At 47.7% G+C, this 20632-nt stretch carries 16 protein-coding genes; 6 read left to right on the forward strand and 10 right to left on the reverse strand.

Annotation, left to right across the window (positions count from 1 at the left end):
• From ACYVGR_RS04015 to ACYVGR_RS04025, 3 genes are all read left to right on the forward strand, one after another.
• Entirely contained in the window at nt 1-1092 is a 1092-nt protein-coding gene (locus ACYVGR_RS04015) for a FecCD family ABC transporter permease (protein WP_460953992.1), read from the forward strand.
• A gap of 146 nt (nt 1093-1238) precedes the next feature.
• On the forward strand, nt 1239-2048 hold the full coding sequence (locus tag ACYVGR_RS04020; protein ID WP_460953993.1) for a heme ABC transporter ATP-binding protein: 810 nt from the start codon (nt 1239-1241) through the stop codon (nt 2046-2048).
• Complete coding sequence (locus ACYVGR_RS04025) at nt 2048-3076, forward strand: hemin-degrading factor (RefSeq protein ID WP_460953994.1); 1029 nt, start codon at nt 2048-2050, stop codon at nt 3074-3076. Before ACYVGR_RS04020 ends, ACYVGR_RS04025 begins: the two co-directional genes overlap by 1 nt.
• A gap of 413 nt (nt 3077-3489) precedes the next feature.
• On the opposite strand, the gene ACYVGR_RS04030 is transcribed toward ACYVGR_RS04025, so the two are convergent.
• From ACYVGR_RS04030 to ACYVGR_RS04050, 5 genes are all read right to left on the reverse strand, one after another.
• Complete coding sequence (locus tag ACYVGR_RS04030) at nt 3490-5919, reverse strand: TonB-dependent receptor domain-containing protein (protein WP_460953995.1); 2430 nt, start codon at nt 5917-5919, stop codon at nt 3490-3492.
• Between the two features lie 345 nt (nt 5920-6264).
• Nucleotides 6265-7236 (reverse strand): Kelch repeat-containing protein, encoded by a 972-nt coding sequence (locus ACYVGR_RS04035; protein WP_460953996.1) that lies wholly within the window; start codon nt 7234-7236, stop codon nt 6265-6267.
• Nucleotides 7237-7373: 137 nt separating this feature from the next.
• Nucleotides 7374-8219 (reverse strand): hypothetical protein, encoded by an 846-nt coding sequence (locus ACYVGR_RS04040; RefSeq protein ID WP_460953997.1) that lies wholly within the window; start codon nt 8217-8219, stop codon nt 7374-7376.
• Between the two features lie 262 nt (nt 8220-8481).
• The gene (locus ACYVGR_RS04045; RefSeq protein ID WP_460953998.1) at nt 8482-9678 is read right to left on the reverse strand and encodes a DUF2252 domain-containing protein; all 1197 of its coding nucleotides are present in this window, start codon (nt 9676-9678) and stop codon (nt 8482-8484) included.
• A 180-nt stretch (nt 9679-9858) separates the two neighbouring features.
• Nucleotides 9859-10911, reverse strand: coding sequence for a DUF2278 family protein (locus tag ACYVGR_RS04050; protein WP_460953999.1), 1053 nt, complete (start codon nt 10909-10911; stop codon nt 9859-9861).
• 231 nt (nt 10912-11142) lie between these two features.
• Here ACYVGR_RS04050 and ACYVGR_RS04055 point away from each other — a divergent pair, with 231 nt between their 5' ends.
• Nucleotides 11143-12171 carry a sulfite exporter TauE/SafE family protein gene (locus ACYVGR_RS04055; RefSeq protein WP_460954000.1) on the forward strand — a complete coding sequence of 343 codons (1029 nt, stop codon included), beginning with the start codon at nt 11143-11145 and terminating at the stop codon, nt 12169-12171.
• A gap of 263 nt (nt 12172-12434) precedes the next feature.
• Nucleotides 12435-13283, forward strand: coding sequence for an SMP-30/gluconolactonase/LRE family protein (locus ACYVGR_RS04060; RefSeq protein WP_460954001.1), 849 nt, complete (start codon nt 12435-12437; stop codon nt 13281-13283).
• Between the two features lie 248 nt (nt 13284-13531).
• Here ACYVGR_RS04060 and ACYVGR_RS04065 read toward each other — a convergent pair whose 3' ends face one another.
• From ACYVGR_RS04065 to ACYVGR_RS04075, 3 genes are read right to left on the reverse strand one after another with little or no spacing between them, the layout of a single operon-like run.
• Nucleotides 13532-15793, reverse strand: coding sequence for a CocE/NonD family hydrolase (locus tag ACYVGR_RS04065; protein ID WP_460954002.1), 2262 nt, complete (start codon nt 15791-15793; stop codon nt 13532-13534).
• Between the two features lie 25 nt (nt 15794-15818).
• Entirely contained in the window at nt 15819-16517 is a 699-nt protein-coding gene (locus tag ACYVGR_RS04070; RefSeq protein WP_460954003.1) for a LytR/AlgR family response regulator transcription factor, read from the reverse strand.
• Complete coding sequence (locus tag ACYVGR_RS04075) at nt 16514-17569, reverse strand: sensor histidine kinase (RefSeq protein WP_460954004.1); 1056 nt, start codon at nt 17567-17569, stop codon at nt 16514-16516. The genes ACYVGR_RS04070 and ACYVGR_RS04075 overlap by 4 nt, the downstream gene beginning before the upstream one ends.
• A 237-nt stretch (nt 17570-17806) precedes the next feature.
• On the opposite strand from ACYVGR_RS04075, the gene ACYVGR_RS04080 reads away from it, so the two are divergent.
• A complete protein-coding gene (locus tag ACYVGR_RS04080) occupies nt 17807-18505 on the forward strand; it encodes an SDR family NAD(P)-dependent oxidoreductase (RefSeq protein ID WP_460954005.1) in 699 nt (232 codons plus the stop codon).
• 96 nt (nt 18506-18601) lie between these two features.
• Here the strand turns inward: ACYVGR_RS04080 and ACYVGR_RS04085 are convergent, their stop codons facing one another.
• Nucleotides 18602-19501 (reverse strand): alpha/beta hydrolase, encoded by a 900-nt coding sequence (locus tag ACYVGR_RS04085; protein ID WP_460954006.1) that lies wholly within the window; start codon nt 19499-19501, stop codon nt 18602-18604.
• Between the two features lie 126 nt (nt 19502-19627).
• Entirely contained in the window at nt 19628-20599 is a 972-nt protein-coding gene (locus ACYVGR_RS04090; protein ID WP_460954007.1) for a DUF4886 domain-containing protein, read from the reverse strand.
• Nucleotides 20600-20632: the final 33 nt, after the last annotated feature.

Genomic DNA, 20632 nt, shown 5'->3' on the forward strand with positions numbered 1-20632 from the left:
ATGACCAGCGCCACAATCGACCCGCCATCTGTCACTAAGCCAACCCAAACATCGGTGCTTAAAACAACCATCAACCCGTGGTTGATGCCCATTCTGGTCGTTGTCTTACTGGTAACGATTGTCCTATCGGTTGGCATTGGGGCTGTCTACATAACACCCAGCGAAATCGGACTTATTCTTCGGAAAGCATTGGGCGAAACGCTAGAGGTTGATGGAACGAAAGAAGCCATCCTGTTGGTGATTCGAATGCCCAGGGTTTGTCTGGCCATTTTGATTGGCGCAGGATTGGCCATTTCCGGGGCCGCTATCCAGGGTCTGTTTCGAAATCCCCTGGCCGATCCGGGTCTGATTGGCATTTCGTCGGGGGCGTCACTAGCCGCCGTGACGATGATCGTTCTGGAAGTATCGTTTTTTCAAAAACTCACGGGTGTTCTAGGGATGTATGCCTTATCGGTGGTAGCGTTTTTGGGGGCCTGCGCAACGGCTTTTTTCGTCTATCGCATTGCCCGAGTAGCCGGAAAAGACCTGATTACAACCATGTTGCTGACCGGCATCGCGATCAATGCACTATCTGGTGCCATAACGGGCATTATGACGTATCTGGCAACCGACGAACAACTTCGGAATATCACCTTCTGGAGCCTGGGCAGCCTGGGCGGAGCAACCTGGACATCTGTACTGGCCATCTTGCCTTTTACGGTAATCGCCTTAGTGGGCATTCCCCGCTTAGCCAAATCCCTGAACCTGCTGGCGCTGGGCGAAAGTCAGGCCAGTATGCTCGGCGTGAACCTAAAGAGTGTTAAGCGACAGGTCATCATTTTCGCGACGATGGCCGTGGGAACATCGGTTGCCGTGGCGGGCATTATTGGGTTTGTCGGGTTAGTTATTCCGCACCTGATTCGTATTGGCGTCGGTTCCGACCATCGTCGTGTGCTAGTGGGCTCAGCTTTAGGCGGAGCGATTGTCCTGACATTGGCCGATTCGCTCGCCCGAACATTGGTTGCTCCTGCCGAACTGCCCATTGGGATTCTTACGGCGCTGATCGGAACACCGGTCTTCTTATGGATTTTGTTTCGAAACAGACGGTGGTGAGTCTGGAAATGAGCACTAATGGATTCTATAGATTCTTTCTCTTCTGTTAGAGCGATGAGGAGAAAGAACCCATTGCAATCATGAATGTAATACCGTCTAAAGAATCCAAAAAATCAAAAGGATCTATAGAAACTAAACTCTAAAAGATGCTGGGCGTCAGAAACATATCATACCAGATACGAAATCGGAAACTCCTCGATGGGGTTTCGTTTCAGGCCAAACCGGGCGAATTGCTGGCCATTGTTGGGGCTAATGGTGCGGGCAAATCGACACTGCTCAAATTGTGCACCCGCGAACTCATTAAGTTTACTGGCGAAATTCGACTCTTCGACCGACCACTTCCTTCGTATTCCGACAAAGAGCTTTCGCTATTTCGGGCGGTGCTGCCGCAGCAAAACTCCGTTGTCTTTCCGTTTCTGGTTAGCGAATTAGTCCTGATGGGTCGGTATCCTCATTTCGAGTTTCACCCCTCCGAACGAGACTATGCCATTGCTGAAATGGCCCTCCAAAAAGTAGGCATGTGGGATTTTGCCTCCCGCATTTTTACAACCCTGTCGGGTGGTGAGCAACAGCGGGTTCAATTGGCACGCGTACTGGCGCAGATCTGGGATGTGGAGCAGGGCATTCTTTTTTTAGATGAACCCACCACGGGGCTCGATCTGCTGCATCAGCATCAAATGCTCGAAATTGCTCATGAATTTACCAAGAAAGGGTTCTGCGTCGTCGTGATTTTACACGACTTGAATCTGGCCGCACAATACGCCGATCAGATCGTTATGCTGCGTTCAGGTCGGGTTGAAGCGATCGGGACACCCCGAGAGGTAATTACGGAGGAAACGATTCACCGCGTTTTCAATTTGAAGGTATGGCTCATTGACCATCCCGAAATGGACTGCCCTATGGTGGTCCCACAACACTATCAATTCTCAGACAATCAACGATTAACTAATAAATAATGACTACAACACAAAGCCTCAAAGAGCGCTGGGCTGCGTTCAATCTGGAAAACCCCAAAACCCGAATCCGCGATGCGGCCAAACAATTGGGTGTAAGCGAAGCTGAACTCCTGGCTACGCAAGTTGGCGACACTGTTCAGCGGCTCGAAGGTGATTTCCGGGATCTGCTGAAAGAGATTACTAGCCTGGGCCACGTTATGGCATTGACGCGTAACGACAACATCGTTCATGAACGCAAAGGCGTTTACCAAAAAGTATCGTTTAACGATCAGACCGGGCTGGTTCTGGGTCCTGATATTGACCTCCGGTTATTTATGTCGCACTGGCATTTTGGGTTTGCCGTCGATGAAAACGGACGGAAGAGCCTTCAGTTCTTCGATCTGGATGGGGCAGCGGTACACAAGATTTATCTGACCGATAAATCCGATGTAGCTGCCTATGATGCCCTGGTTCAAAAATACCTGGCGGCCGATCAGAACAGTCCAATCGTTACGGTAGCTTATCCAGAAAAAGCAGCCCTTACGCCCGATGAAGACATCAACGTTCAGGAGTTTCAGGCCGAATGGCTAGCAATGGAAGACACTCACCAGTTTTTTGGTCTTCTACGCAAGCACAAACTTGATCGTGAACAGGGACTTCGGCTTGCTCCCGAAGGTTATGCGCAATTGATCTCATCCGGGCAACTCATAAGGCTTTTCGAAACGGTAGCCGAACGCGAACTGCCAATCATGATTTTTGCAGCCAGTGCGGGTTGTATCCAGATCCACACCGGACCAGTTAAGAAGTTGGTCACCACAGGCCCCTGGTATAATGTACTGGACCCTGAATTCAACATGCATCTGCGCTTAGATCAGGTTCATCACATCTGGGTAACGCGCAAACCAACCAAAGATGGCATCGTAACGGGACTCGATTTGTTCGATAACGAAGGCAATAACATTGCCCTGATATTTGGCAAACGCAAGCCGGGCGTTCCTGAATTAAAAGAATGGCAGGACGTAGTTAGTGAAGTGGTTAACGCAGCGTAGATTACAAATAATACAAAAAAGCGGAGGGTTGAATTGTATCTAACAACATACAATTCAACCCTCTGCTTTTTTGTTATCATATACCCGGAAGAACAAAAACCATCCAGTTTAAACAACGAGTTGTGGCTAATCGATTTTTGTCATGCTGACGAAGGAAGCATCTTAATATTGAAGCTGTTTAAACTTTCTAAAATCAAGTATTAATCAGCGTGTTTTTGTCATTCCGACGCCAGGAGGAATCTCAAGCTTGATTATTACGGGAGCTTGAGATTCCTCCTGGCGTCGGAATGGCAAACAATTAATTCCTATTCTCTTTAGCGAGAAAAGTTTAAACAGCTTCATTGCCTAATAGTGAACTCCAAGATGCTTCCTTCGTCAGCATGACAAAATTTGCAATCAGTTCAACCAGAGTTCTAGAACTTATACGCGATACTTCCCACAAAGTTCCGCAGCTTTTGGGCATTCATCGTTGTATAACCAATCCAGTAATGCTGATTGGTCAGGTTATCGACTTTAGCTGATATTCGGAATTTGCGACGGTCATAGAAAGCCGAAGCATTGAGCACCGTGTAGGCGGGTAAGCTGAATACGCCCATACTTACGCTGTTCTGAATCTTGTTCTCACTCGCATAATTCCCCCCAAAACCAACACCTAGTCCACGTAGTCCATACGAATTAAAGCGATAGCTAAGCCATAGATTGGCCAGAACAGGTGAAGAAGCCGTTGTAGGTCGACGGCCGTCCACATCGGTATCCGCTTTGGTTAGTTTGGAGTCATTGTAGGAAAAGCCAGCCACCACGTTAAGCCCCGTAATTGGATTCGCAATCACGTCTATCTCAACACCTCGGCTTAGCTGCGTGCCATCCTGTGTTTGGGCAAATTTGGCAGCTGCCAGCGGATTCGGATCGGTACGAAGCAGGTTTTTCACCTGAATATCGTAATAGCTAATGGTGGTTGTTAAGCGGCCACTCAAGGCGTTCAGTTTCACTCCTGCTTCAAATTGGTTCGCTTGTTCCAGTTTCGCAAATTTCTGGGTTAAACTGTCAGCGGAAGTCACGTCGTAGGCGTTGTAAATTCCCTGGTTATTGAAGCTATTCTGGTAGTTGGCAAATAGTGATACCTTGTCTTTAATTGGCTGATAAACTAAGCCAAACTTGGGAGAAAACGCCGTTTGGTTAAAGCCAGCCACTTCGGTACCAACCATTCCACCCTTGTTATGGAAATTATCAACCCGCAGAGCTGCCAATACACTCAATCGGTCGGTTAGGTTAAGTACGTCGGACAAAAAGCCGCTGTAGGTGTCCTTGATACCCGAAAGAGGATACGTAAAATCAGGAGCTTTTGTGGCATACAAAGCCGCCAAAGCCGCTCCACCAAACTGGCTGTAATCGTAGCCCGACGTAATGGGTGCGGTATCGTAGGTACTACCGAAGAAGAGCTGATTCGAGTTGACATGCAGATAATCTAACCCTATTACGACACGGTTCCGTAGGTTACCTAACCGAAAATCACCATTGAACAGTTGCTGGATTTCCAGAACATCGTTGGTACTGTTGCGGGTCGATTGATCAGCTCTTACTAATAGGTTCGATCCTACTGTTTTGCCATCCGGAATTATATAAAAATAGGGACCGAATCCATTCGAGAAACTGTGACTGGTACTGATATTGGTCGACGATCGGAACGATTGAGAAATCAGATAATTTACCTGCCCAAAGAGGTTCGTACTGCGCGATTGCTGCGTCAGGCCAGGCCCCATATACGAGTTACGGTAGTCAACTGTTAACTGATCGGCACTGGAAGCGCCAAGCGTACTGCCGGGTACGTAGAAAAAGAAAATCTGCTTACCTACACCCTCAATCCGGTAAATTTCGGCGTCCAGTTGAATGGACAATCGATCGTTGGGTTTGAATAACAAACTTGGCGCTACTGCAAGCCGACGGCTGAAACCCTGCGTTTGAAAAGTGCCTTCGTGGTTGAACGCTGTGTTTAAACGCAGCATCAGATTCCGGCTTTTGTTGAGGGGAGTGTTTAGATCAAGGCTAGCACGCTGAAAATCGTAGCTCCCCGCCGACAGGCTCACTTCGCCCCCAAAGGTTTCGTAGGGTTTCTTGGTCACCCGATTCACTAAACCGCCATAGGACGTAAGCGAACTTCCAAACAAAGTAGCTGATGGGCCTTTTATTGTTTCCAGCTTTTCCAGGTTTGCCGCGTCGATGTCGCTGGTCACATTACCAGCCAGACCATTCCGTAACTGACTCTGCACAATGAAGCCACGACTACTGTAATAGCTACCGCCGTCGCCCGCCCGGCCCGTTGCTTCCCACATTTTCTGAATGCCCGGTGCGTTACGCATCGCATCATCAACCGAAAAAACGAGTTGCTCTGTCAGCAACTCCTTACCGATCGTATTATACACCTGCGGATTTTCCAGATTTTTCAGTGGCATCTTCGACACATAGTCGCTGGAAGAACGCGAAAACCGATTGTTACGGCTGGCATTTACGATTACCTCTGTCAATTGCGATGCGCTTTCTGTTAGCGTGAAATCGACCGTAACTGTTTCAGTCCCGTTAGAGGTTATTGTTTGCTCCACTGTTTTCAAGCCAATGGCTGATACCTGGATCTGATACGTACCGGGTTTGATATGGCTGATCGTAAAGTCGCCTTTCGAGTTGGTAATGGCCCCCTGCCCTTTTCCTTTCAGACTGACAGTTACGGCCTCAGCAGGGTTTCCGTCGGAGGTTTTTACAATTCCCCGGATAGTTCCTCCTGATTGAGCTTGTGCGGCTATGGCTACCGACACCAAAAATAACACATGTAGTAATTTAGCAATATTCATTTGTACTATTATTTAGAAATATTCTAAAGAGTCACAAATGAACGGCACGATCCGGTGAAATAAAAATTATTTTTATTAATTCTAAATAAATATCTGGCGATTAGTAGTCATTTTAATCAATAGGCCTCCCTTTATTTTTCATTCTCGCCGGATAAATTGAGTTGAATTAAATAAGCGTCGAATTGACTAGGTAACCCCTATCAGCCCACAGCTTTAGCTGTGGGCTGATAGTTAGGTTTTTCGGCGATTAATTTCTTCAAGTCAATAAACCCGGCGAGAATGAAAAATAATAGCAAAACTTAACAATCTGATTATCAGCAACTATAAATCTAATTGTAAAGCCTGTTAATTTGAATTGGTATCCTGTTCGATGGTTGGGTCAAATTCCCATAAATCATCGTAACTGGTTGTGCTGTTGATGCCAGTAGTTATATAGCCTTTGCCATTAATGGCGAATCCAAACGCGTTTAAACGAGTACCACCTTCAAAAACCCCAAACTCGGCCCAACTATCGGCATCGGGATTGTATTGCCAGACGGTCGCACTCCCATCGCCAACCGTTATATACCCTCGAGTCCCAATGGCAAAGCCTACACCATAACTACGAGCCACGTATTCGCCATTGTCGGTATCGAACTCATCTTTTTCAATCCATAAATCCTGCGCCGGATCGTAGGCCCACACATCGGTTAAAGCGGCTCCGTTTGTACCTGTAGCAACGTAGGCTATATTGTTGATCACAAAGCTCACGGCGCCTATTCGTTTAGCCCCACCAAACGAAGTTGTTTTTTCCCAACTCGCCGTTTCAGGGTTGTAGGTCCAGAAATCTTTCAGGTAATTCCCATCGTAACCTGTGCCAACGTAACCCTTGCCATTTACGGCAAAAGCCACCGCATTGCGTCGTGCTGTACCACCAAAATCAGCGATTTGCACCCACGTATTAGCAGTTGGATCAAACTCCCAAAAGTCTTTTAATCGAGTCGTGTTCGCATCGACGCCCGTGCCAACATAACCTTTGGTGCCCACAGCGAACCCGACTCCCGCGCTCCGGGCAACTCCGCCAAAATTGGCCATCTGGGTCCAGGCATTCGTTGACTGATCATACGCCCAGAAGTCGTTCAATAACTCATTCGACGAGCTAATGCCTGTACCGATATAGGCTACATTTCCAATAACAAAGCCCGTTGCGGCACTACGGCTCACGCCATCAAGGTCAGACTTGGTTATCCAGTCGCCTAATGTTGTAACATCTGAGCCAGAGCAGCCAACCAGCAGCGCCGTCCAGCCAACACAGATAAAAAATAGAACTCGATTCATAACCTTGTGCGTGAGTAGAGTTGTCGTTTGTTCAGAAGAGAGTGGTGTTCGAAAATGCATATGAAAATAAATTGATTACGAGGAAGTTAGACGCAAAGCTGTATCGAGCAACCGGTGCTGCCGCTCTGCTGAATGGATCAGTGAATTGTGTTTACGGGTATGGTTATTTCAATTACCTCCGTTTTTTTGTCAATAAATGACCCTAACGATGATAGAGTGCTTAGTGGAGGGACGGTAAAGGAGGAGCCCGATAGTGTGTCCGAGACGGGGCCTAACGCGGCATTCTTCAGTGCTTTGTTTGTATCTCCTAACAGAGGACGACTAGGCGGTACATCAACTACCGAGATAGGACTATTTGTTGTATCAACCTGTCGCGAGTTAGCTACTAGCGTAACAGCAATTGGTGGTATACCGCCCTGGGTAGTCCATTCACGACTCAAAATTGTATCGCCTGCGAGCGTGACGTTCAGGTCAACGATTAACACGCTATCCCCTTGCGTATTACTTAATTTCTGGACAAGTGAATCAGGGACTGAAAAGAGTAAATTGGCAATGACTGCGCTAGAATCTGAGGAGTTATGGGCCAGCCCATTGAGGTTGCCAGCCAAACTATCTTCCAGAACAGGCTCCGTTTTGGCATACCAGGCAATAAAGCCACCAGCCTGACCAGTCGTATCGGCCTGAGTAGACGAACGTGATTCGAGGACGCTTTCGGTCGTTCTGCTTTTGTCGCGAGTAGACTGCACGGTTTTGCTATCCGCAACTACTTCGTGCAGGTAATTTAAAATCCATTTGTTGAGCGCCTGCTTCTCGGCGGGCCCGCTCGGTATTCGGTCAATATCGATCTCCTCCTCTGCCTCATTCGAGCAACCTGAAAGAGATAGCATAACGGTCGCAAAGAGCAACCATTTAAGTGGCTCTTTGCGGACAATCTGCGTCTGAAAACGAATAGAGTCTGCAATCGTCAAAACGAGATTTCTCATCTTGATTTGGTTAAGTTTACCTTCGTTCGAATGATATAGCTACTTCCGATACGAGGTTCCTAAACCCAGCGTTGCACTTTAAATGACCTGAACTGGCCTGTTTAAGCTATTTTAACAAAATGCAATTATGTAAACTTAGTCGGTCCCGCCACTGATCAGTTGACGTCTATTCCCGACCGTAATCATCCTAATTTTCTGACAGGCAGAAAATTAGAAATCATTAAACGATCAAGGTCTTTTATTACTTCTTCGAAAAAACGGGCTATTTAGTGAACCGTCCGGCTTTAAAGGCGGCTTTAAATTGAGCATAATCCTGGTATACCTGCAACGCGTAGGATTCGGCTCTTCCCAATAGCTCGGGGGCCCAGTCTGACTGATTCGCGAAATCAATCAATCGATCCGCGGTGGCCGACCCCTCCCGGCCCCCACTACGAAGATGAGCGGAAGCCGTTAACTGCGCCATTGTTTCGATTAGAGGAAGTAGTTGCTGTATGGCCCGAATCCGTTTCGCTTTCAGCCGATCGGCTTGCGGTTGCAGGTAGCGCACCACAAAATACTCATTATTGGGGCCTTTCATTGACCAAAGATTGGCCGGAGGAACATCCTGTAACCGATTTTGCAACGTGACAACCCGAGTGGCCTGATCTGACCAGGACGGTTGAGGTATGCCTACGTAAGGTTCCGCAACAGATGGGCGAGTGGCTTTTAAATCAAGCAAATGCAGTTTCCCCGTCGGACCTTTTGCCAACGCAACATAGCGGTTTAGCCCAATGCTACTCGTACCGGCAATTCGGAGCGCTACATCGCGAAGCTCGTATCCGTCTTGCTCCCGCAAAGCAGTCGTTAGCCAATTCCTCACAGATTCACGTTCCTCACCAACCAACGGGCGAATCTGTTTATGAACGATTTTTCGTTTGAGTCCTGTGCCACGCGTATAACTTTCAATCAGGTCGGCCCGTGTTTGCTTAGCCGCTTTAGTCAGAAACTGCTTCAGAACGCCATCCGCCGTTTCCCGTTCTATGGATCGGGGTTTCCCCTGCAACAGCATTTTTGTATAGGCCGCCAGAAACTGCTGCGCCAAAAACCGACTCGTTTCAACCGGATAGTTTAACAATTTAGGGGCACCTGCTAAAAATAAACTGGTCACAAGTCGCCCAATATCGGCCGTACAGGGCGCTAACAGAGCTTCATCGAAGTCATTAATATCGAAGTATACCAATCTATTCTGCCCTTTAAACGAGCCAAAATTCTCAAGGTGTAAGTCGCCACAAACCCAGGTATTTGGATGTTCTTTCGCATAAGCGGCAATCGGCCAGTCCTTGTAAAACAGATATGGTGTAGCCCGGTAAAATCGGAAAGGGCTCTCAGTCATGGCTTCATATTTAACCTTGAGGAGGTCTTTCCGCCGGTCCTGATTAGCCGTCCGAATGCGCTCCAGCAATTCATCAACACGGGTCATACAGTTTGTAATCTGGTTAAGCGAATGAACGTCAATTGAGTGTATGACAAGTTTATTTTTCGACAGGATTAACAGGATAAAACAGGATTTGTGGTGTCTTTTTAAATCCTGTTAATCCTGTCGAAAAATAAACTTGTCCCTAAGTAAAGGCTAATTTAAACGAGCACTTAGTTGAGACAATTAAAACCGAATTAGTTTACCTTCCACTTGACCTTGTTGCTTCGTGTATTGAACTCCGCTGGTTTTTATACCCTGACTATTGAGTAGCGAGATGGTGCCCCCTTTATTGGCTAAATTAAAATTACTATCGGCTGTGATCTTGATTTCGGCAGTGCCATAAGCCCCAATGGTTACGTTATGGATCACAAACTCCTGCCGATTTCGATCGACCAGCTTCCAACCATCGAGCAAAATGTCGGTATCGGTAACGTTGATCAGAACGACTTTCTCTTTACCGGTTTCGTTGCCCTTAGGATTTACCAAAGCAGCCGCAATGACAACCTCGCCATCCACCTGCGTATCCACAACTGGGGTATTATTATCCGTAGTGCCTGTGATGCGGTTACCCGTCTGATCGTCGGTATGTAAGGTAGCCGGATTAAGCGTATTAAACTGGGTCTGGAAAGCTAGCAGGATCGCCGTCCAGCGATCTAAGCTTGGGTAATAAATTAACAAACCACCATCCTGAAAAACGCCATTATCTTTTTCGAACGAGCCACGTGGATTTCCCTGGTTCATGTGGATGTCATGCAATCCCTGATCTTTCATCTCGTGAAAATAGGTATCGGGCTTGGTCGTACCTGGCCACTGCTCACCAAAGGCAAAAATCCGGGCGTTTGGGTCTGCCTTCGATTTGTCCAGTGCTGAGGTCAGTTTATCTTCCAGGTCGTTATCTAAACCCGGCAAATTATTGGGCAGAACGAGCATTTTATTAAAATCGCCGACCATATTCCGCCGTAAAAAATCCAGACCAAACTGCTTTCGTTTGGCCGTATCGTTGATATTGTAATTCCCATTTTGCGGGAATGCTTCGAGCAAACGGGCACATAGTTCATGCTGATAATTATCGTCGACAAAAGCCATCAACATAGAGCCATCCTGCGAACGGACATTAACCGCAATCCGGTAAAAATCAGTACTGGTATTAAGTTTTATCTCGAAGTGATTGGCATCTGGCGCCATGAGGCCCCGGTCGTAGCGGCCCACAAGCAGGTGATAGTTGGATAGTGACATTGTCATGTAGTTTTGAAAGTACACCGCAATGAATCAATTAGTCGACAACTATCTCGTAACTTCTTATTAAGCTTTTATTGCTCTTATTAAACGGTAGCTAGTACTCTGGTAAAATAGATTCTAGGGGATTCTATTTTGACAAAGCACTAGTTACCAGCAAACTTCAAAATCGCTCCAGATTGCCTGCTTTAGTTTGCATCCAATATCAATGGCCATGAACTGACGTTATTCATGATTTTATCCGGTTTGTTATTATTTGGTTGTGCTCTGTTGGCGTTCTCCCTCAGCGCAGTTTGTGGAGGTGGAGCAGGGCTTTTACTCCTACCCATATTGGGTTCGCTGTTACCCGGCGCTCAGGTTCCGGCGACCTTGTCGATTGGTACCGTTTCCAGTTCTATTTCCCGTATTGTGGCTTTCTGGTCACGCATTCGCTGGGAAGTAGTCGGTTGGTTTGTGCCTCCTGCCCTACCCGCCGTTTGGTTGGGTGCCCGATTACTGAGCTATATAAATCCGCTTTATCTGGAACTCTTGATGGGCTTATTTTTAATGGCCAATCTGCCGCTGATTTTCCGTCCCAGCAAAGAATTGGCCGAAATGAATCCCTTGCCTAAAGGCTATCTGGCACTCATTGGCCTGGCAGCGGGCTTTGTTTCAGGATTAACAGGCGCAGTGGGTTTACTATTCAATCGATTTTATTTACGCTACGGCATGACCAAAGAAGAAATCGTAGCTACCCGAGCGGCTAACGAGGTTATGCTTCATGGGGTAAAACTGGCTCTATATGCATCTTTTGGGCTATTGACCGGAAAAGCACTGACATTTGGAGCTATGATCGCCCTGGCTGCCATGCTTTCCTCCTGGGGAATGAAATGGATACTCCCTCGCCTAAGCGAAAGTCTGTTCCGACGGGTGGGATACACGGCTATGGTGGTTTCGGGGTTGAGTTTATTTACGGAAGCCGCTGGTCAAGTATTAACCAAGACACCCATCGGTATCGATTATTCGCCCGTGGCCAACGGCATGACTACGCAGCTTCAATGGCGGAATAAACTGTTTTCGCTGGAGTTTGAATACGATGAGGGTTTCGCATTTGAGCATAGCATCTCCTTCCACGAACTCCCTATAGCCAAGCAAACAAAGGTAACGGCGCTGAGTCGAGGGGCTGATAAAGTGATGCTGGAAGAAGTGTTTAGTATCGACAAGCATTCGTATGAAGTCTATGTCTATCGAAACGGGAAACTGGAAAAGTTTGATCTGTAGGTGCGTTGGCAAAAAATAGATTCTGCTGATACTATAGATTCTTTAGATACTCTGGATTCTGTTGATTCTATTGGGATAGTATCCATAGTATCTAGAGAATCAACAGAATCCAGAGTATCTAAACCAGCACCAGTCCGCCCAACCTCATACGAATTTGATAACACAGGGCTCCGTGAGTAATTAGCTAGAATTATCTACTTTAGTCGAGGTATTACACGCCAGACGTAGTTCTCCATCTTTCATTAGCCCAAAACAAACAACTTATGAAAAGAGTATTTGCCCTTATTTTGGTCAATCTAGCAGCCGGTGCTATCGCATTCGCGCAGGCCCAAACCGTTAACTTAAAGCCCGTTTGGGAAAGCGACACCACCTTAACGACGCCCGAATGTGTTTTGGTCGATCCAGCTAAAAAAGTGCTTTATGTAGCCTGTATCAATGGCGGTCCCAAGCTCGAAAACAAAGGCAGTTTCATTGCTAAAGTGGGACTGGATGGCAAGGTGCTCAACTTGAAATTTACCGAAAACCTCAACTCGACCAAAGGCATGGGCATTTTGGGCGATAAGCTGTACGTTACAGAAATGAATCAGGTGGCCGAAATTTCATTGGCAACCGGTAAAGTTCTTAAGCGTTACCCCATCGAAGGGGCCAAATTCCTCAATGATATTGCCGTCGATACCAAGAAAAATATCGTATACATTTCGGACTCTAACGACAGTAAAATCTGGGCCTTGAGTGGTGGAAAAACCAGCCTTGTCTTATCAGGCGATCCCCTCAAAGGAACCAATGGCCTTTATGTCGAAAATGGGCAGGTATTAATCGGCAATGGCGATGGCTCGCTGCTGTCGATGAACCCAGAAACCAAGAAACTGACCACGTTAGGCAAGGTATCGGGCGGTATTGATGGTATCGTTGCTTTGGGAAACAAGGAATACATCGTTACCGAGTGGGCTGGTAAGATCTGGCACGTTCGCGCCGATGGCAGCACAGAACTAAAACTGGATAGCTCGAAAGAGAAAATCAATACGGCTGATATTGGCTACTACCCTGCCACGAAGATGCTGTTCGTACCGACTTTCTTCCATAATACGGTAAAGGCTTATTCGCTTAAGTAAATATTCCTTTACAAAAAATTACAAAGCCCTGATAGTTAAAACTTTCAGGGCTTTGTAATTAACTATTTTTGAGCTGGTTTAAACTGCTATTGATTGAGTGTCGAGTTTGTCATTCCGACTTTAGGAGGAATCTCAAGCTTGCCTTATGAGGGATGTTGAGATTCCTCCTAAAGTCGGAATGACAAACTCATGGCGATTTTTGATTGAAAAAATTAAACAGGTATATACTTTACCCAAGACCAAACTGGCTAGCGATCAATCTGAATAGGAATCTGGATATAGCTATCCGTAGACCACTGAATCGTCAGCGGTTTCCCAGCATCCTTAATTGTTTCCTGACTTACGTCTTTGCCCGTACCGTAATTGATCTGGGCAAACGAGTTCTTATCGATATTCAACACCACCAGTAAACGGCTCCCTTTGCTTACCTTCCGACTAACGAATCTTGTCTTCGAGAACGGAATGGTCTCCCAAGCCCCAGGGCGCAACAACTGTCGACGGCTTGCATCGCGGGCATAACTGGCCCGTCCCAAAAAGTACGACAATGCGAAATATTCGCCCTGTGGGGTCACTTCATAGAGTACGACCCCGATATCCATATCTTTTTTGTTGATCATCGCCTTTAGCTCTCCCGAAAACATTCCACTCACGGCGGCCTCCTGCTCGAAGGGATCGCTGATAAAAAACAGCCCGTTAGTCCGGTTCAAGGTTTTTCGGATGATCGGGTCCGGGTAGTAATCGTTGTTGGAGGTAGTTCGGTCGGCCAAATTAACTACCTGTTTTAGTGTCTTTGCCGTTGTCGGTCGTTGCTTACTGAGCCGATAATTTGCACCTTCTTTCTGGTTTGTCAGGTAAAGTCGTAAGCTGGTTTTACTCACCTCGGCAAGCGAAGGAGCATGTGCCCACGTGTTGCTCCCCATGACTTCATAGTTGATCTTGTCTGTCAACAACGCTGGCTTTTCTGCCCCTTTCAGGCTATAGTCCAGCCAATCGAAGGTGATTTTCCTGGTATTGATCAACGCGATGGGGTCCACCTGATAATCGCGCAATACCGGAACGCCACCCTGCTGGGCACCAAAATGATCGTAAGGACCAATAAGCAGATAATGTTCGGCGGTTGGATTGTATTTATAATGCTCGGTAACGTACTGCATGGCCGAAATTTGTCCGTCATCGTAATAGCCAGTAATACTCAAAATGGGAATCTTAATCTTCGAAAATTCAGGTCCATAAGGTACCATGTTTTGCCAGTAAGCGTCGTAGTCCGGGTGCTTCAACCAGCGTTGTAACCAAGGATTAGGCGTCCCGTCGATACTGTCGATTCGGTTGTAAGCCGCTCCTGATTCGTACCATCGGTTGCGCATCCGACGCCAGCGTTGATTGTCGTTATTGGCCTCATTATCCAGATACTTCGTATTCGTCACATAAAATGCCCACTGATAATTCGCATTCAGAAACACATTATTCTCCATCGGCAAACCCTGTCCCGGAATAGCTGCAACGTAGGGAACGATCGTCTTCAGCGCCGGGTGTGGGTATTTCAGGGCCGCCCACTGCGCAAAGCCGGAATAACTTCCTCCATACATACCCACTTTTCCGTTGCTCCAGGGCTGCGCAACAATCCAGTCAATGACCGAATTCACGTCTCTGGCCTCGTGTTCGTAAGGCTTTATCGGGTCCGGGCTCAGTCGTTTGCCCCGCGTATCGGCCACCATTCCGACATACCCTCGGGTAGCCGAATACTTTGCTTCGGCCAAACTCCTATCCGTGTTGGAATAAATAAAGAACATCAGCGCTGTAGGTTGCGGAGTTGTAATGCCCCGTTTACGAACCACTACAGCCGAAAGGATAGCCCCCTCCTTGGTTTTGATCAGAACGCTATCGTCTATGATAAACCGATGCGCATCATCAGCCTTTACTACTGGTCTGGCCACTTCTTCGATCTGCCGATAAACCTGCCATGTATTGTAACTTGTACAGAGTGCAATGGCTTCTGCGAAATCCAGGTTATCGGTTTTGTATTTCGCCAACAGCGTAGCAAAGTCATTCTGAAGACTGGCTACGCCATTCCGGCTGACGAAAGCGGTAGAAATAGCCAACGCCCGCCGATCCGTCAATCCCGCAAACAGAGTACTCAATAGCGGTTTGGCATGTGCCGCAAAACTCCCTCCATCTTTTAACTGACTTAAACGAGCCCCGGCAAAAAGCTCATACTGCTTGTAGAGTAATTCCGCCAGCGAATCCGTCGACAACGATCGTACAGCCATAATGCTCTTTCTCGCTTCTGCGTACTGACCCGCCACAAGTTGCAGCCGAAATCTTGTGTCAAAAAAGGCCTTTTGATCAGTTTGTGGCTGATAAACTGCGAGTACGTTCGTCGCTAACGTCTGCATCGACTGCGCTAACTGGAGGCTGTCGGTTGTGTTTACTAGAGGCAACTGGAAGGACTGTGCAATGCCTGTTGTAGACAGGAAAAGGCATAGGAATCCCAGCATGAGTGCTTTGGTCATGTCGTTTCGTTGTTTGTTAATTAGCTTATAGTTTCCTCAGATTCCGGAGTCGAACCGATTGGCGATCCGAAACCGTTAGCGTTTGTCCGGTGGTCAGCGTAACGGTCAATCGGCCATGCTCGGCGGTATTGATCGCTTGAATGAAGTTTAAGTTGATAATCTGAGCCCGGTTAATCCGAAAAAATAGCGTCTCGTCCAGCGTTTTGACTAACTGGTTTAAGGAGCTTTTTAACCAGACGCTTTTTTCTTCGTAAAATAGGCGGGCATAATTATCCATGGATTCGATCAGGTGAACGCGCTCCCAGCGAACAAACTGATAGCGATCTTTATCCTTTACAAAAACTTGTTTGCTCTGAGCAGCGGAGGGCTGTTTCAGGACCAGTTTAGCGATGGCCTGCGCAAAGCGTTCAGCCCGAATCGGTTTCAGCAGGTAATCCAGGGCACTCACCTCAAACGCCCTGAGCGCATACTGATCATAAGCCGTGGTAAAGATCACGTCGGGCACCTCTGGCAAAGCCTCCAGCAAATCGAATCCAGAGCGTTCGGGCATCTGAATGTCCAGAAATAATACGTCAGGCCGTTTCTCTGCAATCAATTCCTGAGCTTCATCGGCGTTTCTGGCTTCACCAATACACTCCAGTTCCGGGAAGCTGGCGATCAGGCGTTTAAGCTCCATACGAGCATGCCGTTCATCGTCGATAATCAGGACGCTTATCTTCTTCATCGGATTGGAATTCGTAGAATAGCCGAAACAACCCCTTCTGGTTCATTCAGGACCTCCAATGTTGCCTTACCGCCAAACGTCAGTTGCAGGCGCTCTGTCAGGTTCGTCAATCCCAGACCCGTTACGGGCATATGTGCATCGAGATAACCGGGATTTTGCACAACGATCTTACTAAAATCACCTGCCTTTTCAATCCTGATTCGGATATGGCCACCCGCCTTTCGGGTATTGATGCCGTGTTTAATGGCATTTTCAACCAACGTCTGAATGGATAATCGCAGCACTTGTACCGATGCCAGTTCATCGTCTACGTCTATCTGGTATGTCAGCCGTTCTTCGAAGCGAAGTTGTTCCAGCTCCAGATAATCGCGAACCAGATTGAGTTCGTCTTTTACTGAGACGAGAACCTCATTTCCTCCATAGAGGCCTGTCCGCAACAAATCCGACAACAGATCGACCGCCCGTCTGGCCGACTCCGGTTCATCAACTACCAACGCTTTGATCGTATTGAGAGAATTGAACAGCAAATGCGGGTTAAGCTGAGCCGACAGGTTACTCAGACGAGCCTCTCTGGTCATGATTTCCAGTCGGGCCTTCTCTTTCGTGAACCGGACTTCCCGTTGGGCATAGTGATATAAATGATACGCGAGCAGCCAGATTGACATCAGCCGAATGCCCGCAATAAAAATAGCTTCGCCATTCAGTTGGATAAACGACTCAAAATTTTGCGGGGGACCTGTTACAAACCACCATCGGAACAATAGTATTTTAAGCACCGTCACCACCAGATAAGCGAATCCCAGAACAAGCACGGTCGGAATCAGTCGCTTTAGCAGTGGGTTAATTTCCAGATCAGTCCAGTGGTGCCGCAAGGCGAAATTCCGGTACACATGCGTAATCAGGCTGTACACCGCCACATCTGTTATAAACTGAAAGATGCCCAAGGCCACATTGAACCGACCACCCATCATGCCCGTATAGCCCCAATACAGTGCAGCCAGCGACCAGCCCACTAATTGGCATTTCCAGTAAAGCGATAGTTGGTTTTTCAAGGGGGTGTTCGCTTAGGGTAGGCCAAAGCAACACAATCTATGCGCAACAATAAAATAAAGTACAGGAATGCGTCATTTTGGGGATAAGCGCAGTCTTTCTTGACAGGATTAACAGGATGGACAGGATTAAATAACAGAAATAAAAATCCTGTTTTATCCTGTTAATCCTGTCAAAAAGAACTTGTCATACACACAATTCATTAATTTGGCGTGCATGGTCATAAACTTCTCTTTCTAATGACAACTGTATTTATTACCGGCGCAGCAGGTGGTCTGGGACTCTCTGTCACCCAAACGCTGCTAACCCAGGGTCATCGTGTTCTTGCCGCGATTCATTCCGCAAAAGACAAACAACAGCTACCGACTGGATTTCCGGATAGTCTGTTCACCTACGAAATTGATTTAACCAACGAAGCGGCAGTTACTACCTTGATCGAGCAGGCCGTTACAGCTCACGGGCCCATTGATGCGGCTATTCTGTTAGCCGGTGGTTATGCCAATGGCACGCTGGCCGAAACCGATGGCACGTTGATTGATAAAATGATGACGATCAATTTTAAAACGGCCTACACCACGGTTCAGCCGCTTTTCACTCACATGAGTCAGCAACCCACTGGTGGACGGTTTGTGTTGATCGGTGCCCGACCCGCTCTGGATGCGCAGGCAGGCAAAACGGCGGTGGCGTATGCCTTGTCAAAATCACTGGTGTTTCAATTGTCTGATCTGATCAACGCGTCGGGCAATGGACAAAACATCTACTCGACAGTCATTGTGCCCAGCATTATCGATACCGCCCTAAATCGGCAAGCCATGCCCGACGCTGATTTCACAACCTGGGTCGATCCACAAACGATTGCCGAAACGATTGTCTTTGTCTTATTTGGCGAAGGCCGCGCCTTGCGCGAGCCGGTGTTGAAGGTATATAATCAGGCGTAGGTGCTAATTGCGCTTTGTTTTTAGCCCCTCTCCCGTTTTGGGAGAGGTGAGAAAGCCATGCTCCTATCCTAAATTTTAGTTGATAGTGCCCCCCTTTTACGGCATCAGTTCAATTTGCCGAAGCCAGTGAAGGCACCGGCCAAACCATTCGTCGAAGGCAGGCGTCTTTAAATAGCCGTGTTCCCCCTTGGCATATAGGTGCATATCGGTGAGGATGCCATTGCGTTGCAGGGCTTCGTAAAAAATCAGACTGTTGGCAACCGGCACCACCGTATCGTCGCCCGCATGGGTCAGAAAAGTGGGGGGTGTTGTTGCGTCGACGTGCTCTTCGTTCGAATACAGGCGGATCTGGTCCGGGCTTGGCGTAGAACCCAGCAGATTCGTACGTGTGCCCGCATGCCCAATCCGTTCCGTCAAACTAATAACCGGGTACACCAGAACCATAAAGTTCGGGCGCAGGCTGACATCTGTTGGATTCTCAATCAACGACTTACCAAAATGCGTTCCGGCTGTTGCCGCCAGATGTCCACCCGCCGAGAAGCCCATAATTCCTATTTTTTGCGGGTCTACCTGCCACTCAGCCGCCCGTTGCCGAACCGTCTTTATCGCCTGTTGCGCATCCTGTAACGGGCCAATGGATTTGTTGAGCATGGTTTCGTCACTCGGCAATCGGTATTTCAAAACGAAGGCCGTAATACCCTGTTTGGCAAAAGCTTCGGCCACATCGTACCCTTCCCGCTTGATCACCAGGACGCCATAACCACCACCCGGACAAATGATCACCGCCGTACCATTGGCTTTCCCCTTGGGTGGCAAAAAGAGGGACAGCGTCGGACGAGACACCTTGGAAACAATAAAATCGGCCCGCCTGATTTCGCCGTCGGGCATGTCTTTGGCATTGGGAATTAGACCGGAATAGAGTGGAATTTCCTGCTGCGCCAGGCACGCCGTTGAGAGAAGGAGGAGAGTAATCGAGAAACGAATAGATTTGATCATTTTTTTTGTCATTCTGTTTTTGTCATTCCGACGCCAGGAGGAATCTCAAGCTTGACTTATTAGGGACTTTGATCAGACGGCCGAAGCGGATTCCTCCTGGCGTCGGAATGACAAAAAATGAGATTTCTACCTACCCTTCACCAACCTATATTTCTTTTCCTCCTTCTTTACCACCGACCAGGCTGTTTTTCGCAACTGCTTTGCAAACGCCTTGTCTACACCGTCTGGGCAGAACGTCAATTTAACCGGTGACTCATTAAACAGGAAACTATACCAAACCAGACCACCCAGATAGCAACCGGCGTCGTTGGCATGGTGTGAATCGAACGCCAGTTTCCCGTTATCCCAGCGATAACCCATGTGCAACGAATGCGTTTGATTAGGCAAAGCCGGTGATTGTGGATGGGTAAAATCAAACGCATGATCGGGATGATAGGCCCAATTAGCCGTTTCGTTCATTTTCCAGAACGCATCGCCATTCGGAATAATGGCAATACCCAATTCGTCGGCGATGGTACGATAAGCAGCCCTTGATTTCTCCCACATTTGTTCGGCACTCTTCGCCGAGTCACCCGGAGCGATCTGGCTAAAATCCTTTGAATCGGAGCGGTACGCCCAGGTTTGGTGGAAGACTACCGTAGCACGCGGTTGTAGCTTTTTAACGTACTCGTATAATTTTCGGGCATAAGGCCGATAGGTTTCCACATTTCCCGACAGAATCGAAGCCTGCTGGATGGTCACCACATCCCATTGTCCTTCAGAAAGGAGCATTTTCAGGGATTTCCCAGTATAGGGTTTCCCTTTCGGATCATCGGGGTTACGCTCGGCAGCTTCTGCATGTTCCCAATGGCGCTGTAACGAACTCCCCCCTAGTTCAGCCCGCCCGATGATCAGCGCGTGACCGCCTTCTTTGCTTAACTCTGGCAAGAATTTTGACGCATTTTGCGAAAAACTATTGCCAATCATAAATAAATGGATGGGTTGCTTGCCAGGGGTTGCAGCAACTGGCGTCGACTGCGAAAAGGCAAGTACACGGATAAAACAAAGTACCAACAGCAAATAAACCTTCTGTTGACCAATCGGACGGGAAATATGCATTAGCAATACTCGAATGAATAGATAAAAACCTTG

Source organism: Spirosoma litoris (genome assembly GCF_054776755.1).